Consider the following 14,979-nt stretch of genomic DNA (forward strand, 5'->3'; position numbering starts at 1 on the left):
ACTGAGTCAATTGTTAATCATTATTTAAATAATATTTTTGAAGTAATAAGCTTTTCGACAAAATCCCTATAAAAAAATACACAGTAAAATAAGTCATCAAGAAAAAAGCTCAACCTAATCGGGAGACAAGACTTCACCATTTCGGCCACGGCTTATATACTATTGTTCTTATTTTAATTCTTGGAATATTGCGGTGAAGTGGTTAAAACGACTTTTTATAGCTTTCTTTAGCCTAGGTTTACTTGGCATCGCTGCAATTGTTGCAGCTTACTTTTACGTGTTGCCAGATCTGCCTGATGTTACAACGCTAAAGACCGTAAAACTGCAAACACCACTTCGTATTTATAGTAGTGACGGAAAACTGATCTCTCAGTTTGGTGAAAAACGCCGTATTCCACTCACACTAGATGAAGTACCTAAACCACTATTACAGGCGTTTATCGCCACCGAAGATGCCCGTTTTTACGAACATAAAGGTATCGATCCTATTGGTATTTTACGTGCCGCTTCAGTGATGCTGACCACAGGTCAAAAAAAGCAAGGCGCAAGTACCATTACCATGCAGGTAGCACGTAACTTCTTTTTGACCCGTGATAAAACCATTATCCGTAAAGTAAAAGAAATCTTCATCTCGATCCATATCGAGCAGCTCCTCACCAAAGATGAAATTCTCGAGTTATACGTCAACCGCATTTATTTGGGGCAACGTGCCTATGGCGTAGGGGCCGCCGCTCAAGTTTATTATGGTAAAGAAGTTAGCGAACTGACTTTACCTGAAATGGCTGTGATTGCAGGCTTACCTAAAGCGCCTTCGACTCTTAACCCTATTACCTCTAAATCACGGGCTAAAGCACGTCGTAATGTCGTACTAATGCGAATGAATGAAGTTGGCTTCATCAATACCGCTGAATACCAAGCCGCGCTAGATAGTCCAATTACCGCAAAATATCACGGTGCAGTGATCGATCTATATGCCCCTTATATTTCTGAAATGGCTCGCGATTACTTAGTTGCAAAGTATGGTGAGGAAGAGGCATATACCGGTGGTTATGATATCTACACCACGGTCGATTCTAAGTTACAGCTCGATGCTCAAAGAGCGCTGCGTAATAACGTCTACTCGTATGATGAACGTCACGGCTATCGCGGCCGAGTCAAAGAACTATGGACTGCGACTCCATTAGAGCCTGAAGAGATCACCGCAAAGCTTAAACAAACTGGTGCATTCCAAGGTATGTTCCCTGCCGCCGTGTTGTCAGTTAATGAACAAACAGCCACTGCTATGAATGCTAAAGGTGAAACGATTGAGCTACCTTGGGATGGTATTAAATGGGCACGTAAGTTCATCACTAACAAGCGTCAAGGTAAGGCACCTAAATTGGCATCCGATGTTTTAAAGCCGGGTGAGCAAATTTGGATCCGCAACAATGGTAATTTCTGGCAATTAACTCAAGTTCCATTAGTGGCAAGTGCCCTCGTATCTTTGGATCCACACGATGGTGCAATTCGTACCTTAGTGGGTGGCTTTAGCTTCTACACAAGCCAATATAACCGTGTGACTCAGGCTAAGCGCCAGTTAGGTTCTAATATTAAGCCGTTTATTTACAGTGCAGCACTCGAAAAAGGTTACACCCTTGCAACCCTGATAAATAACGCGCCAATTAATAAACCTGATACTAGACAAGGTACGGCTTGGCGCCCTAAAAACTCACCCGATGTTTATGGTGGCCCAACTCGCCTGCGCGTTGGTTTAGCGCAATCGATTAACGTTATGTCAGTTAGAGCCATGCGTTATGCAGGTCTTGATGCCACGATTGCAGAATTAGTAAAATTTGGTTTTGATCCAGCCGATTTACCACGCAACGAATCTATCGCCTTGGGTTCACCATCGGTAACGCCACTGCAAGTCGTTACAGCATTCTCAGTATTTGCCAATGGTGGCTTTTTAGTTGAGCCATACTTTATTGAGCGAGTAGAAACCGCTAATGGTGACATTGTAGAGCAAGCCAACCCGACTTTAGCCTGTAAGCCTCCAATTGCAGAGCAAGCGATTGCAGTGGATCCATTCGCTGCGATGGCCAATGAGCTTCAAGCAAGCACTGCACCACTACAACATCAGTCTGCTAGCGATGAGGCGCCGCAATGTGGCGGTCCAGGCTCTCGATATGCACCGCAAATTATTTCGGAGCAAACGGCCTTCTTAGTCACTGAAGCACTTAAGAGTGTAATTTGGGGCGGTGGTGATTGGAGTAAAGGTACCGGCTGGAACGGTACTGCATGGCGTGCAGCAAGAGTCGTCAAGCGCCGAGATATTGCAGGCAAGACGGGGACAACTAACGAATCTCGCGACACTTGGTTTAGTGGATTCAATCCAAAGCTAGCTACCACAGTTTGGGTAGGGTTCGATGACCATAGCCAGGAGCTCGGTCGTACAAGCTGGAATGCTAACGGTGCTAAAGATCAAATATCGCTAGCGGAAGCTGGCGCCAAAACCGCAGGTCCGGGCTGGAATGAGTTTATGAAGGATGCACTCACAGGCACACCAGAAGTGCCAATGTCGCCTCCAGAAGGAATCGTTTCAGCAAGAATTGACTTAGCTACAGGTAAGCTGACTCGAACAACTGACTATACCAGTAAGTTTGAGTACTTTATTGCCGGCACTGAGCCAACTGAGTATGTAACGGATCAAGAAGATAATAGCGATATCTTTATCGACAAGTCTGAAGAGGACTTGTTCCAATAACCGTCATTACTCGCCAGAGTATCGGATAAGTTCTCAGATAGCTTATCAGATACAAAAATGCGGTCATTGTGTTAACAATGACCGCATTTTTTATACTCGCTAGCTTTTTAAATCGCTATTTAGTTTGCTTTGCGGCGAGTGCACTCTTTACCTGTGGTAAAGAAGTCCCGCCCAAGGCCTCACGTTTTGCTAAGCAAGACTCAATAGTGAGGCAATCATATACATCTGCATCAATCACACCGCTAAATGCTTGCAGCTCTTCTAAGGTTAAGTCCTCTAACGGCGTTTGTTTCGCAATCGCACTGACAACCGCTTCACCAACTACATGGTGCGCCTCTCTAAAAGGCATACCTTTGGCAACAAGATAATCTGCAAGCTCCGTCGAGTTAGCATAACCCTGCTTAGCAGCATTGAGTGTTTTATCACGATTTACTGTTAAACCACTTAATACTAATGCCGCCATTTCGAGACAAATTGACCAGCTATCCATCACATCAAATAGACCTTCTTTGTCCTCCTGCATATCTTTGTTGTACGCTAGTGGCAGCGCCTTCATGGTGGTTAAAATACCCATTAAACTACCGTATACGCGACCGGTTTTACCTCTGATTAACTCAAGCGCATCAGGGTTTTTCTTCTGCGGCATGAGGGAAGAGCCTGAAGTCACCTCATCATCGAGCTCGATAAACCCAGCTTCGCCACTATTAAAGAAAATTAAGTCTTCAGCCATACGGCTTAGGTGCATCATGCTAATAGAGGCATCGCTGCAGATCTCAATCACATGATCTCTGTCCGATACCGTGTCTAAGCTATTTAGCGTTGGTGTTGCAAAGCCCAGTGATTGCGCGAGCTTAACTCTATCCATAGGGTAAGCGGTACCGGCTAATGCTCCGGTTCCTAACGGGCATGTATCGGCGCGCTTTAATGCATCTTGTAATCGGCTAATATCACGCTCAAACATCTCGACATAAGCAAGACACCAATGTCCAAATACCACTGGCTGCGCTCTTTGAAGATGAGTATAGCCAGGCATAACCGCATCGAGCTCACGCTCAGCAAGTTCAATCAGCGCCGATCTTAAATTAGCCAGTAAAATTAATAAATGCTCGCCCTCTTTCTTACACCAAAGCTTAAGATCTGTGGCCACCTGATCGTTACGAGAACGACCCGTATGTAATTTTTTACCTAAATCTCCAACCTTTGCGATCAGTGATTGCTCGACAAAACTATGAATATCTTCAGCGCCAGACGTAATTATCAATTGAGGATTATCAATCGTTTCCGCAAGCAGCTCATTCAATGCTTGTTGCAACTCTGCGCACTCCAGCTCAGTAAGAATACCCACCTGAGTGATTGCGCCAGCCCAAGCAATCGAGCCAACAATATCTTGCTCAATGAGGCGAAAGTCCACAGGTAATGAGTCGTTAAAAAGTTTAAACAGTGCGCTGCTCTCTTGGCTAAATCTGCCACCCCATAATGCCATTTTGACTTCCTCTCTAATGCCAGGTGAGATGACTCCACCTATATATCTTTATGTTTATACAGCGCTAACTCAACAATGTTAGCGCTCACTAACTTTAACTGATGAATAACCTACTTTTGGCTATGCAATGCTCTAATCCGGCTTGAAAGCGAATACAAACGGATAAAGCCTTCGGCATCTTTTTGGTTGTAAACATCATCGGCACCAAATGTCGCAAACTCTTCTGAGTACAAACTATTCGGTGAACGCTTTTTAACAACGCTGGCTTGCCCCTTATAAAGCTTAACCACCACTTCACCATTGACTAAATCGGCTAGTGGCTTGGATGCGCCAAGCAGTGACTCGCATAATGGGGTAAACCAACGACCGTCATAAACAAGGTGCGCCATCTGTGCGCCAACCTGCTCGCGCCATTCACGACTCGTTTTATCAAGCACTAACTCTTCGATCGCACGCAGTGCTGCAAACATCACTGTGCCACCAGGGGTTTCGTAGCAACCACGAGACTTCATACCAACGAGTCTGTTCTCGGTAATGTCGATTCTGCCAACACCGTGAGCACCTGCAACTTCATTCAACACCATCAGTGCGTTATAAGGTGATAAAGCCTCACCATTGATCTTGGTTACCTTACCTTGCTCAAGCTCGATTGCCACATACTCAGGTTGATTTGGCGCATCTTCTGGTGCAACTGTCATGGTCCATACGCCTTTTGATGGCTCGTTCCACGGATCTTCTAACTCACCACCTTCATGAGAAATATGCCAAGCATTAGCATCACGGCTATAGATCTTAGTGGCAGATGCTGACGTGGCAATATTACGCTCTGCGAGGTAATCAAGCAGGTCTTCACGGCTCACCATTTCCCACTCACGCCAAGGCGCAATTACGGTTAAATCTGGTGCTAATGCAGCAAAGCAACCTTCGAAACGTACCTGATCATTACCTTTACCCGTACAGCCATGGCATACCGCATCTGCGCCCACTTTACGTGCGATTTCAACCTGCGCCTTTGCAATAATCGGTCTCGCCATTGACGTACCTAAAAGGTAGGTTCCTTCGTAAATCGCCCCAGTTGCGATAGTCGGGTAGATATAATCGGCCACCAGCTCTTCTTTTAAGTCAACGATGTAACACTCAGATGCACCTGAAGCGATAGCTTTTTCATACAAGCCTTCTAGCTCTGCATCGCCTTGACCTACATCGGCACAGAAGGCGACGATTTCGCAATCGTTATAGGTTTCTTTTAACCAAGGAATGATTGCAGAAGTATCTAGGCCGCCTGAATACGCTAAAACAACTTTTTTAACACCTGCATGCTTACTTACTGCTGAATTTACATTAGACATCATATTTTCCTACTAGCTGTTTTTTTATGTCGATCCGCTAATGCAGATTGATAGTTGTTTTTATGAAATTAATTAGCTTAAAAGCGTTACAAGCACTGCGTTTTGCGCATGCATTCTGTTTTCGGCTTGGTGCAAAATAAGTGAGCCTTCGCCATCAACAACCTCAGCGGTAACTTCAACTTCGCGGTACGCTGGTAAACAATGCATAAAGTGTTTAGCACCTGCTTTTTGCATTAACTGTGCATTCACTTGGTAAGGCTTAAACTTGGCCTCAATTTCCTCCATCGATGCTGAGTCGCCCATAGAGATCCAAGTGTCGGTGTAGATCGCATTATGGTCTTCGATCGCAGCAATGTCTGAGCTCAAAGTCAGTTTGCCGCCATGCTTAGCAGCCAGCTCTTGCGCCTCACACACAACTTTTCCGTCTGGAAAATGGCCTGGAGGACAAATCACGGTTAACTGAGCCCCTAAGATGGCTGCACCAAACATCAATGAATGAGTCACGTTATTACCGTCACCAACATAAGCTAGCTTCACCTTGCTTACATCATCATATTGTTCAGCCAAAGTTAGAAAGTCTGCTAGACCTTGGCAAGGATGGTAAAGATCAGATAACGCGTTAACCACCGGCACTGTGCCATGCTCAGCAAGTTCTTCAATTGTCGAGTGTAAGAAAGTCCTGGCAACAATGGCATCTGCCCAACAAGAAATATTGGCCGCAAAATCTGATACAGGTTCACGCTTACCTAGCGCGCCATTTTGCTGATCTAAATATAAACAATGACCACCCAATTTATTGATACCGATATCAAAGCTCACTCGAGTTCTCAGCGATGGTTTTTCAAATAGCATCACCACACTTTTTCCTTCTAGAGCATGTTTGTATTCAGCAGGGTTACGCTTAATATTTTTCGCCAAAGCCAGTAAGTCGAGTAACTGCTGCTGGCTTAAATCTTTTATCGATAGTAAATGTTGCATAAGATGGCTCTCCTATTACTGAATTAGTGGCTGGATCTGTGTGCCAACTGTCTCGCCTTTGCTTAACGCGATTAATTGCTTTGCATGACGCCAAGAAGCAATCTGTACGGTTTGCCCCATGGACTCTGCAACATCTAATGCAGCTTCCACCTTGACCCTCATTCCTTTCTCGATAACACCGATCTTGGTCAGCTCATTGACTTGCTCTCTATTCAAACTCGTAATTAACTGGCCCTTACCATCAAGCACACCTGAAACATCTGATAGTAAAACCAATGAACCTGAAACCAACTTAGCTAGGGCCGTTGCCGCCTGATCGGCATTAACATTTAGCATCTTGCCTTCTTCACTAATTGCGATGGAACTCACAATTGGCATCCAACCTTTTGATAAAACAAATTCAAGATAACTAGCATCTTTGGGCTCAACCTCACCGACTAATCCTAACTGCGGATCTTTAATTGTTGCCGTCATCATTCCAGCATCCGCAAGGCTCATACCTAAACTAGTTACACCCGCTTTAATTGCTGCCGCTTGCAATATTTTGTTTGAAGTCCCCGCCAATGCCCCCACTACAATAGGAATATGCTCTTGCGGGGTGACTCTTAAACCATCAAGCTTTTCCGATGTAAAACTATTCGCTTTTAGCTGTTCATCAACTAAACAGCCACCGCCATGCACCATAATCAGAGGCTGGCCATTAGCGATTATGCTTGCTGCAGCTTGCATTAACCGCTCCATTCCCATCTCACACTGTAACAATGCGCCACCAACCTTGAGCACCATAACGGGCTTAGCTTGCGTCGCTGTAAAATTAGTCATGTTCACCTCCATTCTCCCAACTTATGCTGTTACTGACGCATCAAAATGAATCTTTATGCACTGAAGCGCTTGACTTGCGGCCCCTTTCATTAAGTTATCAATAGCGCTAGCGATAACCAAATAACCATTCTGTTCATCGAACTTCCAACCTAGATGACAATTGGGTGTTTGCACCACATCATCCACCTTAGGGAATTGATTTTGTTTTACCGTGACAAGCTCGGCAGAGTCATAATATTGATACGCTGTTTCAATATCGCTAACTGAAGTGCCCGCAACTAATTGCACCGTGATGGTTGCAAGAATACCGCGTTTAAAATTACCAAGATGGGGAGTAAAGATAACCTCTTGCCCTAATTGAGTGGCAATCTCTGGCTGGTGCCTGTGACCAAGTACCCCATAAGGGGTCAAGCTTACCTCGCAAAAGCTGGTATGCAGTTGAGCTTTTCTGCCGGCCCCGGTCACACCACTAACGGCATTGATTACGGGTAAAACATCGGTCAGCAAATGCGCAATAGGTTTAAGTGCTGTTAGCGATGCTGTTGGATAACAACCTGGTACAGCAATCATCTTACTACTGGCTATTTGCTCTGCATTCCACTCGGCTAAACCATAAACAGCATTAGCAAGTACATCAGGATATTCATGAGTAAAACCATACCACTTAGGATATTGTGCTATATCGGAAAACCGATATGCACCGCTTAAATCAAATACCGCTAACCCTTGCTGATAAAACCAAGCAGCTAAGTGCAAACTTACCGCATGGTCAGTCGCTAGTACGACGGCATCAGCTGTCGCAACGATAGTTTGTTTAGCACCCTCCGTGAGCGGATTTAAGCTCAGTGATATATGACTGTAAGCAGGATAAAGCTCAGACAGAGGCTTGCCCTTGTCGAGGCTGTTTTCAGATACATAAATACCTTGAACCGACAATGTCGATTCGGCATTTATAAGAGAGGTGATCTGTGCGCCCGTGTAACCACTAGCGCCAATAATGGCTATATTTTTCATAGTCTATGACTTTAAAACCTTAATCTTGAATTTAGATGACAAAACGGAAAAAAGAATGGGCACAACTTAAGCCCTGGCTGAACACCATTAATGACAAGATTATCGTCGCAGGAAGTGGGTATGATTAACCTTAATTACTATTAATTTAACCAGATTGAACATATATACTCTCATTAAACAGATCATCGAAGTGTGGTAGTTGTCTTAGCTGTTTGATAGACTAACACGCAAAATTAATTATGCAATATATTTGAATATATATTTAGGTATTTTTTAATGAAAGCACTTCCAGAGATTAAAAGTAGTTTTAGCCAACTGATTGCAACACCCTCTATTAGTGCACTCGAAGCTGAGCACGACATGAGCAATAAAGCTGTCATAGAACTATTGCATACTTGGTTTAGCGATTTAGGGATGCAGTGCCAGTCTGTACCTGTGACAGATACTCGTGACAAATACAATCTAGTCGCATCGTTTGGTCAAGGCCAGGGAGGGTTATTGCTGGCAGGGCATACAGATACCGTCCCTTTTGATGAAGGGCGCTGGAGCCAGGACCCATTTTCATTAGTAGAAAAAGATAATCGTTGGTATGGCCTTGGGACCTGTGACATGAAAGGCTTTTTTGCTTTAGTGCTAGAGGCACTAAAAGAGCTACCAATGGATAAGTTTAAGCGTCCATTGCATATCTTAGCCAGTGCCGACGAAGAAACGACCATGAACGGCGCGAAGGCATTTGCAGCAGCGAAATCAATTTCGCCTGATTATGCCATTATCGGTGAGCCCACCAGCCTAAAGCCGGTGTATATGCATAAAGGGCATTTTACCCAAGGTATACGAGTGACTGGTCGCAGTGGTCACTCTTCAGATCCAGCAAAAGGACTTAATGCTATCGAGGTCATGCACTTGGTTACAGGACAACTCCTCAAGCTAAAACAGCACTTAGCCGATAATTATCGAGAAGATGCCTTTAGTGTGCCCTATCCAACCATGAATTTTGGACATATCCATGGCGGTGACGCGGCCAATAGGATCTGTGGCTGCTGCGATCTACATATTGACCTTCGACCCATCCCCAGTCTCGCACTAGCCGATTTAGAGTTAATGGTTGCCAACTATCTTGAACCAGTGTGCAATCATTATCCTGGCTGTATCAGCGTTGCGCCTTTATACCCAGGTTCAGAGGCGTTTGCAGATAAAAAAGATGGCAGCTGGACCCAGTTGGTAGCACAACTCAGTGAAAGCCAGCCAGAAGTGGTTAACTATGCCACCGAAGCGCCGTATATCAGTACGCTAGGTTGCCAAACCTTAGTACTCGGCCCCGGTAGTATTGAGCAAGCTCATCAACCTGATGAGTTTTTAGATCTTTCGTATATCGAACGTACAAAAGATCTATTAAAAAAGCTTATTTATCACGCATGTATAAAGTAATTACTATTATCCATCCACTTTACCGCTCAAAGTATAGTCAGTACTTACATGGGCATACCTAAAAAGTGATGTACAACACATTCAAGCACGATATTTTAATCTGGATCATTGCCTAGCACAGCGCTGCTAGGTATTGTGATCGATTAGCTTACCGATATGGAGCACGTATGGTAGACATGTATGCCTCGCTAAGGTCTAACGTTGGAACCTTAGGGCAGATTTTAGGTGACACAATCCGCACCGATCTAGATGATGCTTTCTTAGATAAAATTGAACAAATCCGTCATCTAGCAAAAAGCTCTCGCCAAGGCGATGATGCCGCTCGTGAAGAGATGCTGACTTTACTGTCTTCTTTAAACGACGACGAACTCGTTCCTTTTGCTAAAGCTTTTAACCAATTTTTAAATCTGGCGAATATCGCAGAACAGTTCCATACCATCAGTCGTAATTGTGACGAATTAGTCTGTGTTCCAGACCCCGTTGAACAGTTGCTAGGACGTATGCTCGGCGGTAAAATCGACCAAGATAAGGTGCTAGCCTGCTTAAAGACACTGGATATTGATCTGGTGCTAACTGCGCATCCGACAGAAATCTCTCGCCGCACTCTCATTCAGAAATATTCTGCAGTGGTTGATTCATTAGCTGCACTAGAAAATACCCAGTTAACAGAGCAAGAAAAAAAGCAGCACCACCTGCGTTTGCGTCAACTGATTGCGCAGATCTGGCACACTAATGAAATCCGTAACGAACGACCAACACCTGTCGATGAAGCACGTTGGGGCTTAAGCACTATTGAAGCTTCTTTATGGCAAGCCATTCCAGATTTTCTTAGGCAGCTTAATCAGCAAGTTGAAGAGCGCACGAATACCCAACTCCCAATCGATATTGCACCGGTAAGGTTCTCTAGCTGGATGGGCGGCGACCGCGATGGCAATCCATTTGTCACCTCGACCGTCACTCAAGAGGTACTCGACCGAAACCGCCATACCGCTGCGCGTTTATACCTAAAAGACGTTGTGTTACTGGTAAACGAGTTATCGATGGAAGGTGCAAACCAAGCGTTGCAGGCTTACACCAATAACAGCAGCGAACCATATAGAGATGTGCTGAGAACACTTCGTCACAAGCTCAGAAACACCATTGATTATTTAAATGGCAGACTTGAAGGCCATCACCCTGATGTAGAACCAAACGACATCATTTGGCACGAAAGCGATCTAAAAGATCCTTTAATGATGCTATACCAAAGTCTTTGTGATCAAGGTATGAGCCTAATCGCTAACGGTTTACTGCTCGATATGCTTCGTCGTATCGCCTGTTTTGGCATTCATATGCTAAGGCTCGATGTGCGCCAGGATGCACAACGCCATGCAGACGTGATTGCCGAATTAACGCGCTACCTAGGTATGGGCGACTATGCTCATTGGGACGAAAAAGAGAAGCAGTCTTTCTTGTTACGTGAGCTCACTAACAAACGACCTTTAATCCCGGCAAACTGGAATGCATCTCCAGAAGTTGAAGAAGTCTTAAAGACTTGCAGACTGGTCGCAACTCAGCCAGCGAGAGCTATGGGCTCCTATGTTATCTCTATGGCTAGCCAGCCATCAGATGTTTTAGCTGTTCAGCTTCTTCTTAAAGAAACTGGCTGCCCGCATCCAATACGCGTCGTGCCACTATTTGAAACCTTAGATGACTTAAATAATGCCTCTAGCTGTATGTCGGCGTTGTTTAGCATCGATTGGTACCGAGGTTACACTAAGGGTATTCAAGAGGTGATGATTGGCTATTCCGACTCGGCTAAAGATGCTGGTGTCATGGCTGCGGCTTGGGCACAGTACACCGCACAAGAAAAACTCGTCGCCATTAGCCAAGAAGCCAATATCAAACTCACATTATTCCATGGTCGTGGCGGCACTATTGGCCGTGGCGGCGGACCAGCACATGAAGCGATTCTATCACAACCGCCAGGGTCAGTAGACGGTCGCATCAGAGTCACAGAACAAGGTGAGATGATCCGCTTTAAGTTTGGTTTACCTAAACTTGCCGTACAGAGTCTTGCGCTATACACCTCTGCGGTAATGGAGGCGACATTGCTTCCACCACCAGAGCCTAAGCCGGAGTGGCGCCAGTGTATGCAGCAACTCGCTGACGAGTCTGTCCTAGCTTATCGTGCAATTGTACGTGAAGAGCCAGATTTTGTGTCTTACTTCCGTGCGGCGACCCCTGAGGTCGAGTTGGGTAAACTACCATTAGGTAGTCGTCCAGCTAAACGTCGAATTGATGGCGGCATCGAAAGCTTACGTGCAATCCCTTGGATCTTCGCTTGGTCGCAAAACCGTTTAATGCTACCTGCTTGGTTAGGCGCAGGAGAAGCACTAAAGGCAGCATCAGAGCGAGGTGACTTACCACTCTTGCAAGAGATGGAAAAGCACTGGCCATTCTTCAAGACTCGGATCTCTATGTTAGAAATGGTCTACGCAAAAGCCGAACCTAATTTGTCTAAGTTTTACGAGACAAGCTTAGTGCCAAAAGAGTTGCACCATCTTGGTGTACAATTAAGGCAGCGACTAGCTACAGGCATTGAAGCCGTACTTGAGTTAACACAAGCCGAAAGCTTAATGGCACACACACCATGGAACCGCGAGTCAGTTGAGCTAAGAAACCCATACATCGATCCATTAAACTTCTTACAAGCAGAACTGCTTGCAAGAACTCGTAGAGAGGAACAATCATCTCAGAATGTTGAACTAGCCTTAATGTTAACTATTGCGGGCGTAGCAGCAGGGATGAGAAATACAGGTTAATGAAGTTATTAAAACTAGCGTTAGCGGGCGCGGCACTGCTATTGACCGGCTGTGTCAGTCAATACAACATCACAGAAAAAGAACTCGAGGGTTATCTCAGTGATGAAATGCACTTTGAGATAAAACAGGGGAATCAGATCTTTGGTATCGATCTGCGTGTGAATGACATTAACGTCACCCTAGGTGATAAGCCCAACACTATGGGTGTATCTGCGGCGACAATCGTTAACGTCCGTAACCCAATGATGCCTATCAGCGCAAAACTGGTGACACAGTTTGAAGCAGAGCCGTGGTATGACGCAAGTAATCACAGTGTTTACTTGCGTAATCTACAGTTAGTCAAAGTGGAATCAAAACCGAAGGATATCGAAAAAGCAATAGGCTCATTCGCTCCGCAATTAATGGGGTTTTTAACGCAGTTTCTAGAAACTCAGCCAGTGTATGTATTAGATACTAAAGAGTCTAACCAAGCTCTGATTGCCGATATGACACAAAGAATAGAAGTCAAACCCGGTAAACTTGTACTCGTATTTGACGAGTAATAGCGTGTTAATTGAAAGCAAAAAAGCAGTATCATTTGATACTGCTTTTTTATTATTTTATAAAGATCACTTTGTAAACCGACCAATCGAGCCATAATCAACAATAACCGCCTCGCCTAGCAATTCACGTCTTAACATATCAAACGCAACAGCAGTGCTTAAGCTGCGAACTAAATCCCTAGAACGTCGTGGTAGTTTAATCATCTGACTATAAACTCCGCCTTTTGTAGCCAATGCAATGGCTACTGTGCCAACAGGTTTATCATCCGTACCTCCCGTTGGCCCAGCGATACCACTCGTCGCCAACGCAAAGTCACTATCTAGTATGGCTCTAACTCCTTTCGCCATTTCCTCTACTGTAGCGATGGAAACTGCACCGTGATCATCTAAGGTCTCAGGTTTAACACCCAATACTTTAACTTTAGATTCATTGCAGTAAGTCACTAAGCCTTGATGCAAATAGGATGAGCTACCTGAAAAACTAATTAGCTGGCTGGCGATCATACCGCCAGTACATGATTCAGCTACACTTAAACTTTGGCCAGAGTTTAACAATAGAGCATGGATCTCTTCCGCCAAACTCATTTTCTCATCAGCCACAATGGCATTACCAAGTAAAAAACGAATTTGTGCTTCAGCTTTATTAAGTTGATCGATTGCAGCAATACCACGGGCAAAGAGTTTAACCTCGATGTGCGGCATTGAAGATCGATAGCCTATAGTCATCCCTTCTGGCAGTTTTATTTTCTCTAAAGTATCCGCGAGCGATGACTCACCTTGACCAAGGGTCAGGTACTTTCTTAATGCAACATCGCCACTAATCTCAAAGTGCTGCTTAACAAAAGGAATAAATTGCTCATGAACCATCTGTTTAAATTCAAATGGCACGCCAGGAGTAAAGAATAGCCAAGCTCTATTAAACTTAACCGCAAAGCCACAAGCTGTACCAACTGGGTTGTCTATCATAATGGCTGATTCAGGCAGTAAAGCTTGCTTAAGATTACTCTCGGCCATCACACGACCACTGCGAGTAAACCAATCTTCAAGACGTTGACGCCAAATACGATTCTCGACTAAAGACTCGCCCATTGCTAAAGCCATCGCTTGAGTGGAGAGATCGTCACTAGTCGGCCCAAGCCCACCATTAACTAAAATAATATCAGCATGTTGACTACGCTCTGTAAATACTGAAACAAGATCTTCTAGCCGATCACCTACCGTAACTCTACGTTGACATTCAATCCCTTGCTCCATCATCGTACTAGCAAACCAAGCGGCATTAGTATCAACGATTTGACCGGCTAATACCTCTTCACCTGTACAGATCATTTCCAGTTTCATTCGATAGTCCTTTAGGTATCCTATAGCTTGAGCCCTAAAACAGAGCCCTTAGCAACATCATTGCAGCTAAACTATGAAAGCTGAGGAGTAATAGCAATAATCAATTGTGATTATTTGCAATTTCGCTCTCTGCGAGTTTTATGTTAACTGTGGAATGATAGAAAAGTAGCAGTCGTTACCTGAAAGCAAATATCAAACTTGCCGAGCCGTAGTCGATTTAGTGAATGGTTAGTTTGCGTGAGCTATATGGATACAGTTTCTGGCTAAGCACAGCGGCGGGCGACCGTCATGGATGGCGGAAGTGTCGATTATGCAGGAGCAATAATCTACTCGACGTTGGGAGTGGCTCTTTTCAGCGTTCGCATATACGAAAAAAGCCCGTTGCATTAGCAACGGGCTTTATCGCTTCTCTTTCGAGAATAATTTGGCGCCTGGAAATGACCTACTCTCACATGGGGAGACCCCACACTACCAT

10 protein-coding genes are annotated in these 14,979 nt (G+C 44.7%); 4 read left to right on the forward strand and 6 right to left on the reverse strand.

The annotated features are described in order from the left end of the window. The first annotated feature begins 193 nt into the window (after positions 1-193). A complete protein-coding gene (locus ACVBJC_RS15685) occupies positions 194-2,743 on the forward strand; it encodes a penicillin-binding protein 1A (RefSeq protein ID WP_447161847.1) in 2,550 nt (849 codons plus the stop codon). A 115-nt stretch (positions 2,744-2,858) separates the two neighbouring features. On the opposite strand, the gene argH is transcribed toward ACVBJC_RS15685, so the two are convergent. The 5 genes from argH to argC form a co-directional block, all read right to left on the reverse strand. Next, positions 2,859-4,226 (reverse strand): argininosuccinate lyase, encoded by a 1,368-nt coding sequence (gene argH / locus ACVBJC_RS15690; protein ID WP_447161848.1) that lies wholly within the window; start codon positions 4,224-4,226, stop codon positions 2,859-2,861. Between the two features lie 110 nt (positions 4,227-4,336). Beyond that, complete coding sequence (locus tag ACVBJC_RS15695) at positions 4,337-5,575, reverse strand: argininosuccinate synthase (RefSeq protein ID WP_447161849.1); 1,239 nt, start codon at positions 5,573-5,575, stop codon at positions 4,337-4,339. A gap of 72 nt (positions 5,576-5,647) precedes the next feature. Further along, positions 5,648-6,553 carry an ornithine carbamoyltransferase gene (locus ACVBJC_RS15700; RefSeq protein ID WP_447161850.1) on the reverse strand — a complete coding sequence of 302 codons (906 nt, stop codon included), beginning with the start codon at positions 6,551-6,553 and terminating at the stop codon, positions 5,648-5,650. A 15-nt stretch (positions 6,554-6,568) separates the two neighbouring features. Beyond that, a complete protein-coding gene (gene argB, locus ACVBJC_RS15705; RefSeq protein ID WP_447161851.1) occupies positions 6,569-7,375 on the reverse strand; it encodes an acetylglutamate kinase in 807 nt (268 codons plus the stop codon). Between the two features lie 21 nt (positions 7,376-7,396). Then, entirely contained in the window at positions 7,397-8,389 is a 993-nt protein-coding gene (argC, locus tag ACVBJC_RS15710; RefSeq protein ID WP_447161852.1) for an N-acetyl-gamma-glutamyl-phosphate reductase, read from the reverse strand. Positions 8,390-8,665: 276 nt separating this feature from the next. Here argC and argE point away from each other — a divergent pair, with 276 nt between their 5' ends. From argE to ACVBJC_RS15725, 3 genes are all read left to right on the forward strand, one after another. After that, positions 8,666-9,817 (forward strand): acetylornithine deacetylase, encoded by a 1,152-nt coding sequence (argE, locus tag ACVBJC_RS15715; RefSeq protein ID WP_447161853.1) that lies wholly within the window; start codon positions 8,666-8,668, stop codon positions 9,815-9,817. A 167-nt stretch (positions 9,818-9,984) separates the two neighbouring features. After that, complete coding sequence (gene ppc, locus ACVBJC_RS15720) at positions 9,985-12,621, forward strand: phosphoenolpyruvate carboxylase (RefSeq protein WP_447161854.1); 2,637 nt, start codon at positions 9,985-9,987, stop codon at positions 12,619-12,621. Beyond that, positions 12,621-13,163, forward strand: a complete 543-nt coding sequence (locus ACVBJC_RS15725) for a DUF1439 domain-containing protein (RefSeq protein WP_447161855.1) — start codon at positions 12,621-12,623, stop codon at positions 13,161-13,163. The genes ppc and ACVBJC_RS15725 overlap by 1 nt, the downstream gene beginning before the upstream one ends. Before the next feature lie 66 nt (positions 13,164-13,229). On the opposite strand, the gene ACVBJC_RS15730 is transcribed toward ACVBJC_RS15725, so the two are convergent. Continuing rightward, positions 13,230-14,504, reverse strand: a complete 1,275-nt coding sequence (locus tag ACVBJC_RS15730) for a CinA family nicotinamide mononucleotide deamidase-related protein (RefSeq protein ID WP_447161856.1) — start codon at positions 14,502-14,504, stop codon at positions 13,230-13,232. Between the last annotated feature and the right edge of the window lie 475 nt (positions 14,505-14,979).

The organism is Shewanella sp. 0m-6, from assembly GCF_052977325.1.